This window comes from Chryseobacterium indologenes, from assembly GCF_001295265.1.
Classification (GTDB): domain Bacteria; phylum Bacteroidota; class Bacteroidia; order Flavobacteriales; family Weeksellaceae; genus Chryseobacterium; species Chryseobacterium indologenes_A.
Genome location: NZ_LJOD01000006.1, coordinates 1 through 15,880 on the forward strand (window position 1 = coordinate 1; position 15,880 = coordinate 15,880).

Annotated in this window: 19 protein-coding genes; 15 read left to right on the top strand and 4 right to left on the bottom strand. The window is 35.1% G+C overall.

Annotation, left to right across the window (positions count from 1 at the left end; translation table 11 throughout):
* The first annotated feature begins 171 nt into the window (after positions 1-171).
* The 7 genes from AOB46_RS10260 (at position 172) to AOB46_RS10285 (ending at position 4,091) form a co-directional block, all read left to right on the top strand.
* Positions 172-558, top strand: a complete 387-nt coding sequence (locus AOB46_RS10260; RefSeq protein WP_062698980.1) for a hypothetical protein — start codon at positions 172-174, stop codon at positions 556-558.
* A 97-nt stretch (positions 559-655) separates the two neighbouring features.
* The gene (locus AOB46_RS10265) at positions 656-1,075 is read left to right on the top strand and encodes a hypothetical protein (protein WP_062698982.1); all 420 of its coding nucleotides are present in this window, start codon (positions 656-658) and stop codon (positions 1,073-1,075) included.
* A gap of 311 nt (positions 1,076-1,386) precedes the next feature.
* Positions 1,387-1,554 carry a hypothetical protein gene (locus AOB46_RS23360; protein WP_157845052.1) on the top strand — a complete coding sequence of 56 codons (168 nt, stop codon included), beginning with the start codon at positions 1,387-1,389 and terminating at the stop codon, positions 1,552-1,554.
* 40 nt (positions 1,555-1,594) lie between these two features.
* Positions 1,595-1,723: a hypothetical protein gene (locus AOB46_RS23985; protein ID WP_262486717.1), complete on the top strand. Its 129-nt coding sequence runs from the start codon at positions 1,595-1,597 to the stop codon at positions 1,721-1,723.
* A gap of 86 nt (positions 1,724-1,809) precedes the next feature.
* Positions 1,810-2,340: an STM3941 family protein gene (locus tag AOB46_RS10275; RefSeq protein WP_062698986.1), complete on the top strand. Its 531-nt coding sequence runs from the start codon at positions 1,810-1,812 to the stop codon at positions 2,338-2,340.
* Between the two features lie 518 nt (positions 2,341-2,858).
* Positions 2,859-3,305: a hypothetical protein gene (locus AOB46_RS10280; protein WP_062698988.1), complete on the top strand. Its 447-nt coding sequence runs from the start codon at positions 2,859-2,861 to the stop codon at positions 3,303-3,305.
* Positions 3,306-3,512: 207 nt separating this feature from the next.
* A complete protein-coding gene (locus AOB46_RS10285) occupies positions 3,513-4,091 on the top strand; it encodes a thermonuclease family protein (RefSeq protein ID WP_082377072.1) in 579 nt (192 codons plus the stop codon).
* Positions 4,092-4,302: 211 nt separating this feature from the next.
* Here AOB46_RS10285 and AOB46_RS10290 read toward each other — a convergent pair whose 3' ends face one another.
* From AOB46_RS10290 to AOB46_RS10300, 3 genes are all read right to left on the bottom strand, one after another.
* Positions 4,303-4,719, bottom strand: coding sequence for a hypothetical protein (locus AOB46_RS10290; RefSeq protein WP_062698989.1), 417 nt, complete (start codon positions 4,717-4,719; stop codon positions 4,303-4,305).
* A gap of 200 nt (positions 4,720-4,919) precedes the next feature.
* Complete coding sequence (locus tag AOB46_RS10295) at positions 4,920-6,113, bottom strand: MFS transporter (protein WP_062698990.1); 1,194 nt, start codon at positions 6,111-6,113, stop codon at positions 4,920-4,922.
* A gap of 190 nt (positions 6,114-6,303) precedes the next feature.
* Positions 6,304-6,915: a response regulator gene (locus AOB46_RS10300; RefSeq protein ID WP_062698991.1), complete on the bottom strand. Its 612-nt coding sequence runs from the start codon at positions 6,913-6,915 to the stop codon at positions 6,304-6,306.
* Positions 6,916-7,835: 920 nt separating this feature from the next.
* On the opposite strand from AOB46_RS10300, the gene AOB46_RS10310 reads away from it, so the two are divergent.
* From AOB46_RS10310 to dnaX, 4 genes are all read left to right on the top strand, one after another.
* Positions 7,836-8,183 carry a helix-turn-helix domain-containing protein gene (locus tag AOB46_RS10310; protein ID WP_062698993.1) on the top strand — a complete coding sequence of 116 codons (348 nt, stop codon included), beginning with the start codon at positions 7,836-7,838 and terminating at the stop codon, positions 8,181-8,183.
* Between the two features lie 390 nt (positions 8,184-8,573).
* Positions 8,574-9,830, top strand: a complete 1,257-nt coding sequence (locus tag AOB46_RS10315; RefSeq protein WP_062698995.1) for an aminotransferase class I/II-fold pyridoxal phosphate-dependent enzyme — start codon at positions 8,574-8,576, stop codon at positions 9,828-9,830.
* Between the two features lie 6 nt (positions 9,831-9,836).
* A complete protein-coding gene (locus AOB46_RS10320; protein WP_062698997.1) occupies positions 9,837-10,463 on the top strand; it encodes a TetR/AcrR family transcriptional regulator in 627 nt (208 codons plus the stop codon).
* 101 nt (positions 10,464-10,564) lie between these two features.
* Entirely contained in the window at positions 10,565-11,650 is a 1,086-nt protein-coding gene (dnaX, locus tag AOB46_RS10325) for a DNA polymerase III subunit gamma/tau (protein WP_062698999.1), read from the top strand.
* 34 nt (positions 11,651-11,684) lie between these two features.
* On the opposite strand, the gene AOB46_RS23365 is transcribed toward dnaX, so the two are convergent.
* A complete protein-coding gene (locus AOB46_RS23365; RefSeq protein ID WP_157845053.1) occupies positions 11,685-11,846 on the bottom strand; it encodes a hypothetical protein in 162 nt (53 codons plus the stop codon).
* A 76-nt stretch (positions 11,847-11,922) separates the two neighbouring features.
* On the opposite strand from AOB46_RS23365, the gene AOB46_RS10330 reads away from it, so the two are divergent.
* From AOB46_RS10330 to AOB46_RS10345, 4 genes are all read left to right on the top strand, one after another.
* Positions 11,923-12,258 carry a hypothetical protein gene (locus tag AOB46_RS10330; protein ID WP_131724351.1) on the top strand — a complete coding sequence of 112 codons (336 nt, stop codon included), beginning with the start codon at positions 11,923-11,925 and terminating at the stop codon, positions 12,256-12,258.
* Positions 12,259-12,651: 393 nt separating this feature from the next.
* Entirely contained in the window at positions 12,652-13,734 is a 1,083-nt protein-coding gene (locus tag AOB46_RS10335; protein ID WP_062699003.1) for a chorismate mutase, read from the top strand.
* 126 nt (positions 13,735-13,860) lie between these two features.
* On the top strand, positions 13,861-14,787 hold the full coding sequence (gene rsgA, locus AOB46_RS10340; protein WP_062699005.1) for a ribosome small subunit-dependent GTPase A: 927 nt from the start codon (positions 13,861-13,863) through the stop codon (positions 14,785-14,787).
* A gap of 617 nt (positions 14,788-15,404) precedes the next feature.
* The gene (locus tag AOB46_RS10345; RefSeq protein WP_034722935.1) at positions 15,405-15,821 is read left to right on the top strand and encodes a nucleoside-diphosphate kinase; all 417 of its coding nucleotides are present in this window, start codon (positions 15,405-15,407) and stop codon (positions 15,819-15,821) included.
* Positions 15,822-15,880: the final 59 nt, after the last annotated feature.

The window sequence follows — 15,880 nt, forward strand, 5'->3', positions numbered from 1 at the left end:
AAGGATTTTACAGCATTTTTTCAAGGTGGAAAGTTAAATTTTGGTGGAGATTTTGGAAATTATAACTTAGTTAGGGTTTATAATAATGTGCCAGAGATCAGGCAGTCATATCATAACTTCAATCCGTATATACCAGACAATACTCCGGATTGATATGGTCCGGGAGGAAAAGTGAATTGGTTTATTGGAGCTACAGGAACTGGAGTTGATACTTTTGCACAGAGATTTTATATTGGCACTGCTAGAAGCACTGCTCCGGTAAGATTTTTAGGACAGAACTATTATGGTAACGGAAGGACTTTTATTAAAGCTGCACCCGTTGCAGAAGCAATTGGCAAGTTTTCTTTTGGGTTAGGTATGGCAATGGATGGAATTGGTGTATGGAATTATGCACAAAATCGAACTTCACCAAATGCAGTACATCCGGCAAAAGCAGGATTAAATACAACAATGGGAGCAATAGGAGTTTGGGGTGGACCTCCCGGAGCGGTTTATTTCTATATCTTATTTTGGTATAGATGCTTTTTATCCTGGAGGATGGGATGGTGCTATGAATGATACAGCGAGAAGACAAGCCGAATTTGACACTATTTTCAAGGATTCAGGATTATCACATCAATACATTTTACCTTATGGTTCTCAAAAGTTTTAAATTATGAAAAGAGCATATTATTATTTTTTTACGGAAATTTATAAATCCGTAGAATATACATCTGATTTGCTTGGTGGGAAATTTTTAACCTCTTTTAAAGCAAGTATTGTTATGGTTGCATTAGAAACATGGTGGTTAATGTCACTTGGAGCATACTATTCTATCCACACAAAGACTGCAATAGAGCTTTCCATTTCAATGCCTATTATTTATATTCCTTTAATAATTATCATTTTATTCAATTATCTTACTATAGACTATAATAGTGCTTGGAAAAAATACAATAGTGATTTTGATAATTTACCTAAGAATAAAAACAGAATAGGAAGTTGGTTAGTTTTAGGCATAGTGATATTCATAATTTTAAATTTTATATATTCAATATATTTAATGAGCCAGATTGACTGGAGTCAATATAGATAGCAGGTTTGCACTTCGCAATCGCACGATTTTATCATATGGAAAATAAAGGAAAAACCTGCTGGTGAAGTCTTCTGACTCTGAACACTAAATAAATCACTGGGCTATATTGTAAAAGAAAGCCCGGTTTCTTATAAAAGTGTCTTTAAATTCTTATTATTTGGACATAATAAGTGCATCCCCGATCATATCAGAAAATAATAGGCTGTTTCACTTTTGAAACAGCCTATTTTGTTATATATGACTACATCTGTCTGCAATTTTGAAATAATAAGTATATTTACAACTATACCAATCAGCTAGGAAATGTATGGTTGAGCTATCAGAATAATGGCTCAGGGGCAGCCGTTCTTGAAGAAAATGTAATGAATAATCCGGTGATGATGTATGACCCGGATGGAAGAGTAAGTCAGGAATGGCTTAATGGGATTTATAATATGTCACGATCAGGAAAAACTATCTATAGTCAGTTTTCCTCTTAAGGGATGTCAGCTTGGGATAAGATTTGGAAAAAATGCACAAGTGACAAAAGCTGGAGTAGTCGGTGGAATGGCAGGTGCAGTACCGGGAGCATGGGTTTTAGGTAAGGAGGGAGGCCTCATAGGTACCTTTGTAGGTCCTGATGAAGGTACTGTTGTGGGGCTACAATAGGTTGTGGTGTTGGTGTTTGGGGAGGTGATACAGTAAAAGGTGGGGCAGAGTATTTACTTTAATTTAAAATAGGGATTTAGAAATTCATGAACAAAATAGAAATAAAAGGGAGTAAAGCGAAATTAGTAATAATGTTTATAGGAGCACTAATATTTGTAATTGTAGGGGTATTTTTAATAATTAATCCGGAGACTTTTTTTTCTGTAATATTTAAAAATATAATATTTATACGGGTTATAGGGATTGTATCAATAATATTTTTTGGGTTATGTTTTATCTTTTTACTAAGAATGTTGTTAATGAAAGAAAATAATCTTATTCTTGACAAAAATGGAATTACTGATAACTCTAGTTATTCCAGCGTAGGAATGATTGATTGGAAGGATATAACCTCTATAAAATCTATTGATGTTATGTCAACAAAATTTTTAATTATTAATTTAAAAGATCCTAATAAATACTTAATATCACAAAATAGTATTAAAAGAAAACTCTTAGAAAGAACTTTTAAAACTTATGGAACTCCTATTGCAATCTCTTCAAATGCATTGAAGTGTAGTTTTAAAGAACTTGAACAAACCATTTTGCAATTTTACAATAAATATAGGTATAATTAATATTTGTACAAAAATAGTAGTAATTTGGTGTTTCGTATTCATAAGTAATTATTCGTTTAAATATTTGAATTTTATAAACTTAAATACATGAATTGCTGCTTTTGTTTGCAGATTTTACTTATCAAACCTGTTTAAACTTTTTAGCAGGACATAAGTCTGTTAAGTTCTTTTTAAGTTTAACTATAAACCGAAGGTTCAACGTAGCTGAAAGGCACAAAACCTATTTGCACGGATATTAGCTATGATAAAAGTTCTAAAAAGAATAAAAATCAAAGATTTTTAAATGCTCATATGAATTTCTATGGGGGTAAAGTATTTAAACTTAAAAAATCACTAAAGAGTTTAAAATAAAAATTTTGAGACCTTGCGGTTTAATAAAAAAGTTTAAACAGCTTTATTTTCATATCCCCATAATGAAACAAATAAGAGTTGATTATCAGATAAAGATCTGATTGAGGATTATCCTCAATTTAAATAAAGTGTAATAAGTATTCCTGATGTAAAAAAACTCAAAACAAATGGAAACCATATTTGTTATTAGTAAAGAATATATTGAAAAAAATAATATCCTGTTAAAATTTTCTACCATTATCAATTTAATGAATGCAAACTTAATTGAAGATCAAGCCGATATCATTATTACAATGGAAGATGATGGAAATTTTGAACAAATAGAAATTAATGGCTTAAATAAAGACTATTTTGAAGAAACCATTCAAAACGAGAATTTTAATAAAGGCTATGGATGCCTGTTAACTATAGATTTTTATTCTGAACAAAAACTGATTATCTGTTTTTTAAAATTATTGTTTAAAGAACTACCGGACATTCTTATTTATAGTGAAATTGGTTCTGCTTTGAACTCTCCGTTTGTCTTTAATGAAAAGCATTTAAAAAACTTTTCAGGAACAGATAGCTATGCTCTTTTGAGTAATTCGCCTCAGGATTTAAGTAATCTGATTTAAACCATTCAAAATTAGTACATTTTATAGCCAGCCTTACTTTTTAAGTATATTTTTTGAGGGATTTAGGCATAATAAGAGAAGAGAGTTATTGAAAGACAATTGTTTATAAGGATGAAGCCATATATAAGATTTCAGCATGCTTTTTATATCAAAACAAAATCCCCGGAAAAGCCCTTAAACAAAACAAAAAATCCATAGTTTTGCGGCATGAGAAAACTTTTCTATGCATGTTTATGCTTTCCTTTTTTTCTTTTCTCACAGACGGTGGCAAAGGTAGTTGGAATTTCAGATGGCGATACCATCACGGTTTTATTAGACGGAAATATTCAGAAAAAACTTCGGCTGGCAGAAGTAGACTGTCCGGAAAATAAGCAGCCATTTGGGAAAAATGCCAGACAGTTCACTTCAGATCAGGTTTTTACCAAAAAAATCACTTTCACAGAAACCAAAATGGACCGATATGGACGAAGCATAGCCAAGGTATATTACGACAATGGAAAATACCTTTCCGCGGAAATTATTAAAGCAGGTTATGGATGGTGGTATCAAGCCTATTCCAAAGACAAATCGTTAGGGGAAATGCAGGATTCGGCAAAAGTCCGGAAGCTCGGGTTATGGCAGGATAAAAAAGCAATATCACCATGGGATTATCGTAAAAAGAGGCGTGAAGAGGCTCTTAAAAAACGTCTGCAAAACCAAGCAGCAGGGCAGTCTGAAAAGAAGAGCACACAGCCATTGCCCGATCCTTCAAAACAAAATAAGAAGCCCGTTCAGGTCATTTCTTAGTTGGCTGCTAATTCTTATCAATGGAGCTAAAAACTATTGAGCTAAAAATATCAGGTAAAACTTTCTACTTGGGACAATCTGCCATAAATATACTTAGCCCGCATGAATAATTTTGTCTGATAAAACAATAATTTAAAAAGCATAGAACCTGTCTATGCTTTATCAGTAGATATAACCCAAAGTTAAGGGCTGAATTTTTAAAAATGAAAATTTAGGATTTTGCTTTCAGGAGAGTCAATCCTGAAGAAAGAGGTTCTTTACCAAAAAGGCAGGAGAATATATTCTGAAACTCATGAATATACCTGCATTTAATTGAATTTCCATAAATCTTAAGCCCTTCAAGAAACTTCTTTGAGCTGAGATCAATATCGTATTTTATAAATGGTTCAGGTCTTTCATACCGGATTCTTCGTTCCGAACTGTAAGTACATGAAAATCCGAACTTTTCAAGCCATTCCTCCGTAATTTGAATAGGTTGAATAGAAGCTGCCGGTACAGAAAGGCTTTGAAAATTGTTTTCAATTTTTACAAAATACTCATGTCTGATATTCTGGAAAATTTCAGTAATGCTATAAATCTGATTTTTGTACTCAACTAAATTTTTAATTTTAAGATCTGCTACATTCATGATATTCTGGATTTTAATGGTGGAAATTGGTAGTAAACCAGTGCAAATACTATGCCTTGCATTGGATTGAAATCCTGTATTTAGTGAATGTTTTGTTAATTTTTTTGCCTGATATTTAAGTATTTATTAAAATAAGCCCTCCTACTCGTGAACACGGCTGTTTCGGGGAAAATAAAGTGTGGTAGGGATGTGGTATCTTTTTATTTTACTTTCAGATACCTGTTGCCGTCTGCAAGCAGAAACGAAACCGCTGCAGCAAAAATAACAACACCTATGAAAAAACTCCAGGAAAGTGAATGGAGAAGATACCCTGTTCCGCTTCCCAGAATGCTGGAGCCGAAATAATAAAAAAGCCAGTAAATAGAGGTAGCAGAAGATTTTCCTCGTTTTGCCCGCAGGGCAGTCATCTGGCTGGCCATAGTATGAGCAGCGAAAAAAGCCAGGGTGAAGATTCCTAACCCGAAAATAACAATATAAATATTCTCAGACAGAAGCAGTACCGCCCCGGAGAGCATACAAACTATAGAACCCTTCAAAATAAGAGCAGCATCCAGCCGTTTCGAAAGCCTGCTCGTGATCATCGTTCCGAAAACCCCGAAAATATACATTAAAAATATAAAGGCAATAACAAAATGATTCAGGTGAAACGGATCACCCTCCAGTCTGAAGCTCAGGTAATTGTATACGCTGACAAAAGCTCCCATCAGCAAAGCAGCAATAAAGTACAGACGAAGCATATACAGATCTGTAAGAAACCGTTTCATCTGTTTTACCTTTAGAGAATAATCCATTTTTTGAGGAATGAAAAATCTGGATTCAGGAAATAACTTCCAAAATACCAATCCCAGGATTAAACTTTCTATTCCGATAATGAGTACAGCATTCCGCCATCCTAATTCTCCCGCTAAAATAGTCGCCAGTATCCTTCCGCTCATTCCTCCGATTGTATTTCCGCTGAGATACATGCTGATGGCAAGGGCTACCGCAGAGGCGTGAACTTCTTCCGTAAGATAGGCTAGTGCAACAGAAGAAACTCCGGACACTACGAAACCTTTCAGAAACCCTGCTGCAATAAGAAAGCTGAGATCAGGAATCCAGGCAGAAACAATCGTAAGCAGGGCAGAGGAGATCAAGGAAAAAACCATCAGCCTTTTTCTGGAATAACTGTCTGCTTTAAAAGCAAAAAACAGCAGGCCTGCAGCCATTCCTATCGTAGAAGAAGAAACAAGAAGGGAACTGTCGCCGGCCGTGGTTTTGAAATATTCCGCAACCATTGGAAGCATCGGCTGAAAAAGATAGAGCTGGGCAAATACAGAAAGACCCGAAAAGAAAATACAAAGTTTTATATACCGGAAACGCGAACTGCCTTTTTCTGCTTTTTCAGATGAATTCATGAGCATTTGTGTTATAAAAACACAGAATTTTTATGGTGAAATATGAATTCTGTAAAGTTCCTGATTTTTTTTTATATATAAAAATAGAGTATTCAGTAAGGCCTGTTATCAGAAAAAAAGAATACAAATGTCGCTGTATGGCCAGATAACAGAGACTGGCCATACAGTTACGATGCACAGCATCGCGGGATTAATGCATCATTTCATGAACTTTAATCAGTTCTGCAATATTGGAAATATTAAGCTTTTTGAAAATTCTTTTTTTATAGGTACTTACCGTAGACATCTGAATATCCAGCTTATTGGAAATTTCAAGATTTCCATATCCGTCTGCCAGCAGTTTGAAAATTTCGTATTCCCTGGATGAAAGCTTTTCAACAGGGTTACTTTTTTTATTCTGAATGATCAGGCCAATCAGCTCCGCTGGATAATAATATCCTTTTTCTATTACTGACCTTACTGCTTCACGGATCTCTTCTTCGCTGCTTTGTTTACTGAGATAGCCTTCAGCACCTTCTCTTATATACTGAATGGCAACATCTTTATCATATCCGGAAAATACAAGAATTTTAAGACTCTTTTGTATACTCTTAAGCTCAGTAATCATCTTTTTGTACTGCGTTCCGGGCATATCAATGTCCAGCAGAAGCAAGTCATAATGACATGAGCCAAGTTGTTCCTTCACCTGTTCATAATTTTCTGCAAAATCAATGCTAAACTCGGGATAAGCAGACTCCAGTACCAAAGCAGTTCCGGCTCTCACTACATAATGATCATCAGCGATTAAAATTCTTTCATTCATATAAAATTAGCTTTAATAAGAGTTATTTCAATATAATGCCTTTTCGGATATCCGGAGCTGAAACTAACAGGAGCAGTACCTCGGTAAGGATGAATTTCCGGCAGCTGGCTCTTCAGATATTTCCGTATAGGTGGTTATTATGGCAATTTTTTGCCTGGTTTTATAGGGTTTAAGACCTGATAGGTTATTTAAAATATGTTTTACGGTATTTTCAGGAGACATCCGGATAAATCCATACCTCTTCCAGACAAAAAAATTCGCTGTATTCAGCAAAAATTCGTTATCTGTAATATACCGTGTTGAAGTATGACGCTGTTTGTAAATATTTGAAAATAACATTACAAAAAACAATGTCCGGGCTCTTAAATACATAAATGATCTATGCTTTCCTGTATGATCAGTACAGAAATTGGTTAATAATAGTCATTATACAAGCCAAAGTTTTTTAAGTGTAGGAATTACTGAATGCATTTTTTTTCATTGAATATTTCTATTTTGTGTGTTTTTAATTAAAGCGATTTAGTTAAACACGTAAAATTAATAAAAATATACATACTAACAGCCATAGTATAGTGAATTTTGACATGAGTTTTATCTCCCTGAAAAGAGAGTAAATAATATAAATTTTTCGTAAGAAGACTTTTGTGGCTGATTTAATAAAGTAAGAACAGGTCTGAACTTTTCTTCTTTTTCAAAAATATGGAATGCTTTTAAAGCATAAATCGTGAAGGAGATAAACCCGGAAAATCATGTTTTTTAACGTATTAAATACTGCTGTGTCAAGCTTCAGACGGAAAATAGTATACTTTTTGTAATAAAACATTAGGAAAAAGACTTTTTTGAATGGTTTCCCAAAAGTTCACCACGTTCTTTTTTATTCTTATCTTTAATTTCATAGAGGAATTGTTTAACACGATAAAATGAAAAGAAGCGAAGAAATCACAAGCCGGTATTTTGCTTTTCTGGATAAACATATTCAGGAGGTTATGGATGGAATTGTTCCTGAATTTTTGGAACTAAATGAAATCGCAGGACAGCTTGCCGTTTCCCATACCCATCTTACCGATACCATAAAAAAAGAAAAAGGAAGCCATCCTTGCTACTTTTATGATGAAAAGATTATTGATGCAGCCAAAACCATGCTGTCTGGTTCTGATAAATCTATTGCTGAAATTGCGAGAATTCTTACTTATGATCCGTCTAACTTTTCCAAGTTCTTTAAAAAAATGACAGGCATCACGCCTGGAGACTTTAGAAAAAATAAATGAAAATTCAGCCGAAAACGGCATCAGCAGACATCTTTAAGCATGCCTGAATATTTAGAAAGGTAGAATTTTTCCGAGTTTTTCATCCTTCAGAGCAAAATAATATTGTATAAATGAGGTGATTGCAACAGGTGGTCATCTTTTTTGTCGTTTCTTTATTAATAGTCTTTTATGGTTGTCTTTTTTTTTGTTAATTTAGGTTTTTAAAAAACTAATCAACCATTAAAACGTATAGTTAATTATTTAATAAAAATAAATTATTTGATTGTCAGATATTAAGCAGATTTTTTTTAAATGTTTATAAATTTAATGTAAATGCAGAATTTTAACAACCTTTATAATCATATATTTGTTTATTCAAACAACTAATACATAATATAAACAACATTAAGGATGAGTATCGATTTTACTACAGCAACTTTTAAAGATTTTGAGAATATTCCTGACTTTAATATTCTTCAAAGAGCAGAAGCCTTCAGTGATTTTCTGGAGTATATGAAATCCAACGGACGCATGCACTACAGGCTTAGAAACACAACAGGAACCAATGCTATATTGAATGTAAGTATTGCAGAACAGAATAAACAGTATGTAAGTTTTGTTTCCAGTGATTATTTAGGGTTTACACAACATCCGAAAGTAAAGCAGGCTGCCATTGAAGGAATTGAAAAATACGGGACAGGTACAGGAGCAACTCCTCTTATCGGTGGTTATTTTGATTATCATTACAGATTAGAAAAAAAAATTGCCGAATTTTTTGGAAGAGAGGCGGATGAAGCAGTAGTTTTTACAACAGGCTATACAGCAAACAGTGCCATGTTGCAGTGTCTTATGAAAGGTGAAGATCTTGCTATTTTGGATATGGCTGTTCATGCCAGCGTACATGAAGGATGTGCATTTACCAATAAAAAAACATTTCAGCATAATAATCTGGAACATTTGGAACACATTTTGAAGGCATCAGAAGATCAGTACCGCACAAAACTTGTCGTAATCGATGGTGTATATTCCCAGGATGGTGATATTGCACATGTCCGAGAAATTTATGATCTTGTGAAAAAATATAATGCCTTTCTGATGGTAGATGATGTTCATGGGATCGGGGTCTTGGGAAAAACCGGAAGAGGGACACTTGAGCTGACAGATATGTTGGATAAAGTAGACATTATGACAGGAACTTTAAGTAAAACTTTCGGAAATTTGGGAGGATATGTGGTTGCAAATAAAAAAATTGTAACTTTCCTTAAATTCCAGTCACGCCAGCAGATATTTTCAGCAACCGCAACACCTTCTTCAGCAGGGGCTATCAAAGCCATTGAATTAATTGATGAAGAACCGGAATGGAGGGTAAAACTTTGGGATAATATTAATTATTTCAAAAAAGGACTGGATGATCTGGGATTAGATACAGGAGTTACCTGCTCAGCAGTGGTTCCTGTAAAGATCGGAGATCCGCACATAACAGGAGATGTAGGACGACTGCTTATGGAAAACGGGATTTATACCAATCCTATTATATATCCTGCCGTGTCAAGAAAAGATGCCAGAATCAGAATGAGCGTGACAGCAAGACACGAAAAAGAACACCTTGATAGAACTTTAAATGTATTTGAAGATATCAACAGAAAATTGCATATAGCAAAAAAATAATAAATTATGCCTAGAAAAGTAGTGCAAGGTCCCATCAGGGATAAGGAAAAAACCAAACAGAAGCTGCTTGCTGCAGTTGGTAAAATCTTAAGAGTAAAAGGATACTCAGGATTAAAAGTTAGTAAGATCGCTGCTGTTGCAGGATTTGATAAAAAGCTCATCTATGAGTACTTTGGAAGTACTGATAAGCTTATTGATGAATACATCAGATCACAGGATTACTGGAGCAAAGTAAATCCGGAAAGCGTAGATGTAGATCTTTCCGATGGAGGGAAAGAACTGACTAAAAAAGCTGTACTTACCCAGTTTGAAAGCCTTAAGAAAAACAAAGAATTACAAAAGATTATTCTTTGGGAACTTTCAGAAAGTAAGCCTATTCTCAGAAAATTGGTAGAACAGCGCGAAGAAGCCGGAGAAATTCTGTTTGAAAATATTATTGATCCTTATTTTGGTGATAAAGCCCTTAGAACAAGAGCTATCATGGCATTGCTTGTTTCCGGAGCATATTATCTGAACCTGTATACAGGATACAATGCAAGCAAATTCTGTGGCATTGATCTGAAAAGTGAAGAAGGTCGAAAAGCCATTGAAGAGGCTATTGTTGAGATGATTGATTTAGCTTACCAGAAATAATGAAGATTAAAAGTTTTCTAATTTGACCAAAAATTAAGTTTTGTGGATAATTTGAAAACTTTAAATTTTCAAATTAAAACTATATTTCTTACTTTTGGCCAATGGAAAATTTTATCGTATCTGCAAGAAAATACCGCCCGCAGCAGTTTGATACTGTGGTAGGGCAATCCCATATTACGGATACTTTAGAACATGCCATTGAAGAAAATCAGCTGGCTCAGGCTCTGCTTTTCTGCGGGCCTCGTGGTGTAGGTAAAACTACATGCGCCAGAATCCTGGCAAGAAAAATCAATGAAAAGGACGGCTCCGTTTCAGAAGACGGCTTTGCTTATAACATTTATGAACTGGACGCGGCATCCAACAACTCTGTGGATGATATCAGGGAACTGATAGACCAGGTACGTTTTGCCCCTCAGGTAGGGCAGTACAAAGTCTATATCATAGATGAGGTGCATATGCTGTCTTCTGCAGCCTTCAATGCGTTCCTTAAAACACTGGAAGAACCGCCGGCACATGCTATTTTTATTTTAGCTACTACAGAGAAGCATAAAATAATTCCTACCATTTTGTCGCGCTGCCAGATCTATGATTTTAAAAGAATCACTATAGAGGATATCCAGGGCCATTTAAGAAATATTGCCCAAAAAGAAAATATCCGGTATGAAGATGATGCCCTGTATCTGATAGCCCAGAAAGCAGATGGTGCGCTAAGGGATGCACTTTCTATTTTCGATAGGCTTTCTACTTTCTCCCAAAAGAATATTACCCTGGCCAAAGCTGCCGAGGTGCTTAATATTCTGGATTATGATCAGTACCTGAATATAGTAGACCTTGCCAAAGAAAATAAAATCCCCGAAGTACTTTTCGCGTTCAATGAAATTGTTAAAAGAGGTTTTGATCCTCATATTTTTATTGCCGGATTAGGAAATCACTTCAGAGATCTTATGATGGCTCAGAATACATCCACCATCGAGTTGATTGAAGTAGGAGAGAGGACAAAAGCTAAATTTGTTGAGCAAAGCCAGAAATGGAATGCCCAGCAGCTGATAGACGGTATTGAGATCTGCAACCATGCGGATATTAATTATAAAAACTCCAAAAACCCCAGACTTACAGTTGAAATTGCACTGATGCAGCTGGCTTCTCTGACCGCTGGCTCAGGCGATACTAAAAAAAAAAATTCCTGATACTGGCTCCGTTTCTTCATGAGAAACCTGAAGTTCAGATTCCTGAAAAAGCTCCTGAAAAACGAGAAGAAAAACCACAGCCAACCGTTCCTGATGCTGCTCCTGCAGCTACAGTAAAAACAACAAAACCTTTATCCAGACCGGCTGCTGCAGCTTCCGGCTTCAGTATCAGTTCATTTCTGAATAAAGAAGACAAACTAGAGGTTGAAGAAACAATCGCCGTAAAAACAGACCAGCTTCCCCAAAACCATTTTACAGATACTGATCTGCAGATGGCGTGGAATCTTATGCTGAAACAGCTCCAGGCCAGAGACAGCTTCGTCTTCAATGCGGTAAAAACCTTTAAACTGGTGAAATCAGGTGAACATCAGATCCGGGTTTTATATCCTTCAGATTCTGCTAAAGCTGAATTTGACAAGATCAGTGGCGAATTTTTCAACCATTTCAAAACAAAAGTCCATAACCATGCCATTGAAATTGATTACCAGAGAGATTTCGAGAATCTGAAAGTAGAAGTGGTTACCAAAAGAAAAATATTTGAAAAATTCATCGAAAAAAATCCACTTTTAAAAGATCTTGATGATTTAATGAGGTTTGATTTGACATAATTTTTATATATTTGTCAAATATTTTTGTGAAAAATAACTTTTTGACAAAAGCAAATATAACCCGAAAAGACTAAAACAAGACATTTTCAGACCAAAAGTGGAAAAAATATTCAACTTATCTCTGTCTTATTTTACACCCGCTGATCAGTTTTTCAGCGGTTATTTTAGCTTTTCTGCTTTCTATTATAGAAATTTCAGAACGTATTACCGATTTTATTGGTATTGCTAACTGAATTTCTTTCCAAAAAATACAGGAAAATTAGAGTCCTTTTGTTTTCCTGATTCCTTTAAAAATTTTGAACGGCATTTTTTGAAAAGAATTATAAAGTAAATTTTATAATGAAAGGACTATTGATGTAGGTTTAAAAAAAATAAAACAATAAATTTAAAAATATGAATTTAAAAGATGTAAAAAACGAGTGGATCAACGGGCTCTCACAACCATTGATGATTGCGGGACCATGCAGTGCGGAAAGTGAAGCCCAGATGCTCGAAACAGCTAAAAGAATAAAAGAAACCAATGCGCAGGTATCTATATTTCGTGCAGGAATCTGGAAGCCGCGTACCAAACCGAATGGCTTCGAAGGGGTAGGAGTAATTGGCCTTAACTGGCTGAAAAAAGTAAAAGAAGAATATGGTTTCAAAACAGCTACAGAAGTGGCTAATGCCCACCATGTATTTGCTGCTCTGGAAGCAGACGTAGATGTTCTTTGGATTGGAGCACGTTCAACAGTGAATCCGTTTACGGTTCAGGAAATTGCGATGGCCCTGAGAGGAACAGATAAACCTGTATTTGTTAAAAACCCGGTAAACCCGGATCTGGCTCTATGGATTGGTGCGTTAGAAAGGCTTCTGGGACAGGATATTAAAAACCTGGGAGTGATTCACAGAGGATTTTCAACATACCAGAAAACCAAATACAGAAACAACCCTAACTGGCAGATTGCCCTGGATTTCAAAAGCCAGTTCCCCAATATTCCGATGCTGATTGATCCTTCCCACATTTGCGGAAACAGAACAGGACTGGCGGATATTACACAGGAAGCTCTTAACGTAGGATACCAGGGGGCCATTATTGAGACTCACTGCAATCCGGATGAAGCCTGGAGTGATGCGTCGCAGCAGATCACCCCTGAAGTGCTGGCGGAGCTTATCGGAAACCTGAAAGTAAGAAATTCCGGACTTGCTGGTTTTGATAATGAAATGGGAAGACACAGAACTTTAATTTCTGATCTTGATTTTCAACTCATTGAGCTTCTTTCCCAAAGAATGAAGATTTCCGAGAAAATAGGGAAACTTAAAAAAGAAAATGATATCGCTATTTTCCAGCCGGAAAGATGGAAGGTGATCACCGAATACGCTACTCAGAAAGCTAAAGAAACAGGAATGTCTCAGGAATTTATTGAGAAGGTGTTTAAAGCCATTCATGAGGAATCTATTGAAGTGCAGAATAATATTATGATTGACAGAGTATAGCTGAAGGAAATATAATATAGTCTTTAGGGCTTAAGAGTCAGGATGAAGGTGAAAAAGAAATGTTTTCATATCCCTAAATCCTGTGCCCTAAGCCCTAATTTCTTATATTTGCATCCAGTATTATTTATGAAAGGAAAAATCATTAAATCAACGGGAAGCTGGTATCAGGTTCTGGATCTCGAAACAGAAAAAATTTTCGAAGCCAGAATCAGGGGGAAATTCAAGCTGATCAAAACAAGACTTACCAACCCGCTTGCTGTAGGAGATTTTGTAGAATTTCAGCTGGAAAAAGATGATATTGCATGGATTACTAAAATAGAACCCAGAAGGAATTATCTGATCAGGAAATCCGTAAACCTTTCAAAAGAAACTCATATTATTGCATCTAATATAGATCTGGCCTGTTTTATTTTTACATTAAAACATCCGGAAACCTCATTGGGATTCCTTGACCGCTTTCTGGCATGCTGTGAAGCTTATACTATCACTCCTTTAATTCTGTTCAATAAAATCGACGTTCTGAACGAAGATGAGATTGAACTGGTAAAGGATATTGAGTTTTTATATCAGCAAATCGGGTACGATACTTTAGAAATTTCTTCTTACTCCAGATTGAATCTGGACGGACTTCAGGAGCTCCTCAAAGACAAGACCTCAGTGTTTTTCGGCCATTCCGGTTGTGGAAAATCTACATTGGTGAATGCCCTTCAGCCCGGGCTGAACCTGAAAACATCTGAAATCTCAGATTCCCACCTTAAAGGGAAACACACGACAACTTTTGCCCAGATGCACTTTTGGGATTTTGGAGGAAATGTTATTGATACACCCGGTGTACGTGAATTTGCAATGATTGATATAGAAAAAGAAGAAGTTCAGCATTACTTTCCTGAAATCTTCAAAAAAAGGGAAGAATGTAAATTCCATAACTGCCTGCACGTTAATGAACCTAAATGCGCTGTTTTAGCTTCTCTGGAAACCGGAGAAATTCAGCATTCCCGCTATTCTACTTATATAAAGCTGATGGAAGAAGCAGAAGAGGCTTCCCAGAAATAACCTCCGATGGTCTGAATACGTTTTTTACTGTTGGCAAGTGCAAAAGTCACAAATGATTTTTTATGCGACATAAATAAGAGGTTTGATTTTGTGTCTTAAAAGGATTTGTATAATCAAAATCTTTGCGCTGTAATTTTTTCCGGTAGAAAATTAACCTCATTTTTATCATAAAAATTTTTGTTTTAAAATCAGAAAAATATCACGAATTTGAAATAACTCCACTTTTTTGTGTTATAAATTGTGACACATTAGATCATTTTTGAATAGGGCAGACTTTGCTCAGAATATTTCTGAAAAATTTTTTAAAAAAATATTTATTTTATTTTAATCAATAGAATAAATAAGCTAATAATATGATTTTTTATGCTTTGAAATTTTACGATATTCGTAAAAAATAGATGGATTTTTTGAAAATAAAAAACCCAGCCGAAGCTGGGTAAAAACTAATAACCATGAAAACTCAAATTAAACATGAGAATCGTAATAGTATAAACAATTACTGTGCCAAACTTTATAACTCCAATTCTTAATAAAAGTTATTTTTATGTTAAAAAAAAATTAAAATAAAAATAAAAGATATTTTTTGTAATTTTGCGCCATTAAAAAAATATACATATATGTCTAACATTACATTCACCATGATTAAGCCAGATGCAGTAGCAGACGGACATATCGGTGCTATATTAGGGAAGATCGCAGAAGGAGGTTTCAAAATCAAAGCTTTAAAATTAACTCAGCTTACAGTAGCTGATGCTAAAAAATTCTATGAAGTTCACGCTGAAAGACCATTTTATGGTGAGCTTGTAGAATTCATGAGCTCTGGTCCAATCGTGGCAGCTGTTCTTGAAAAAGATAACGCTGTTGAAGATTTCAGAACATTGATCGGATCTACTAATCCTGCAGAAGCTGCGGAAGGGACAATCAGAAAAATGTTTGCAAGAAGCATCGGAGAAAATGCAGTTCACGGTTCAGATTCTGACGAAAATGCATTAATCGAAGCTCAGTTCCACTTTTCAGGAAGAGAGATTTTCTAAGAATTCTTTTATAAAATAAAAACCGAAGAGGCTTCTTCGGTTTTTTTATGCCATAATGT

Bases quoted from the DNA above. Each gene is read 5' to 3' on its own strand.
- dnaX (WP_062698999.1), top strand. From the start codon at position 10,565: ATGGAAAATTTTATCGTATCTGCAAGAAAATACCGCCCGCAGCAGTTT.
- AOB46_RS10290 (WP_062698989.1), bottom strand. From the start codon at position 4,719: ATGAATGTAGCAGATCTTAAAATTAAAAATTTAGTTGAGTACAAAAAT.
- AOB46_RS10300 (WP_062698991.1), bottom strand. From the start codon at position 6,915: ATGAATGAAAGAATTTTAATCGCTGATGATCATTATGTAGTGAGAGCC.
- AOB46_RS10335 (WP_062699003.1), top strand. From the start codon at position 12,652: ATGAATTTAAAAGATGTAAAAAACGAGTGGATCAACGGGCTCTCACAA.
- AOB46_RS10295 (WP_062698990.1), bottom strand. From the start codon at position 6,113: ATGAATTCATCTGAAAAAGCAGAAAAAGGCAGTTCGCGTTTCCGGTAT.
- AOB46_RS10320 (WP_062698997.1), top strand. From the start codon at position 9,837: ATGCCTAGAAAAGTAGTGCAAGGTCCCATCAGGGATAAGGAAAAAACC.
- AOB46_RS10315 (WP_062698995.1), top strand. From the start codon at position 8,574: ATGAGTATCGATTTTACTACAGCAACTTTTAAAGATTTTGAGAATATT.
- AOB46_RS10285 (WP_082377072.1), top strand. From the start codon at position 3,513: ATGAGAAAACTTTTCTATGCATGTTTATGCTTTCCTTTTTTTCTTTTC.
- AOB46_RS10310 (WP_062698993.1), top strand. From the start codon at position 7,836: ATGAAAAGAAGCGAAGAAATCACAAGCCGGTATTTTGCTTTTCTGGAT.
- AOB46_RS10345 (WP_034722935.1), top strand. From the start codon at position 15,405: ATGTCTAACATTACATTCACCATGATTAAGCCAGATGCAGTAGCAGAC.
- rsgA (WP_062699005.1), top strand. From the start codon at position 13,861: ATGAAAGGAAAAATCATTAAATCAACGGGAAGCTGGTATCAGGTTCTG.
- AOB46_RS10280 (WP_062698988.1), top strand. From the start codon at position 2,859: ATGGAAACCATATTTGTTATTAGTAAAGAATATATTGAAAAAAATAAT.
- AOB46_RS10265 (WP_062698982.1), top strand. From the start codon at position 656: ATGAAAAGAGCATATTATTATTTTTTTACGGAAATTTATAAATCCGTA.
- AOB46_RS10275 (WP_062698986.1), top strand. From the start codon at position 1,810: ATGAACAAAATAGAAATAAAAGGGAGTAAAGCGAAATTAGTAATAATG.
- AOB46_RS10330 (WP_131724351.1), top strand. From the start codon at position 11,923: ATGGCGTGGAATCTTATGCTGAAACAGCTCCAGGCCAGAGACAGCTTC.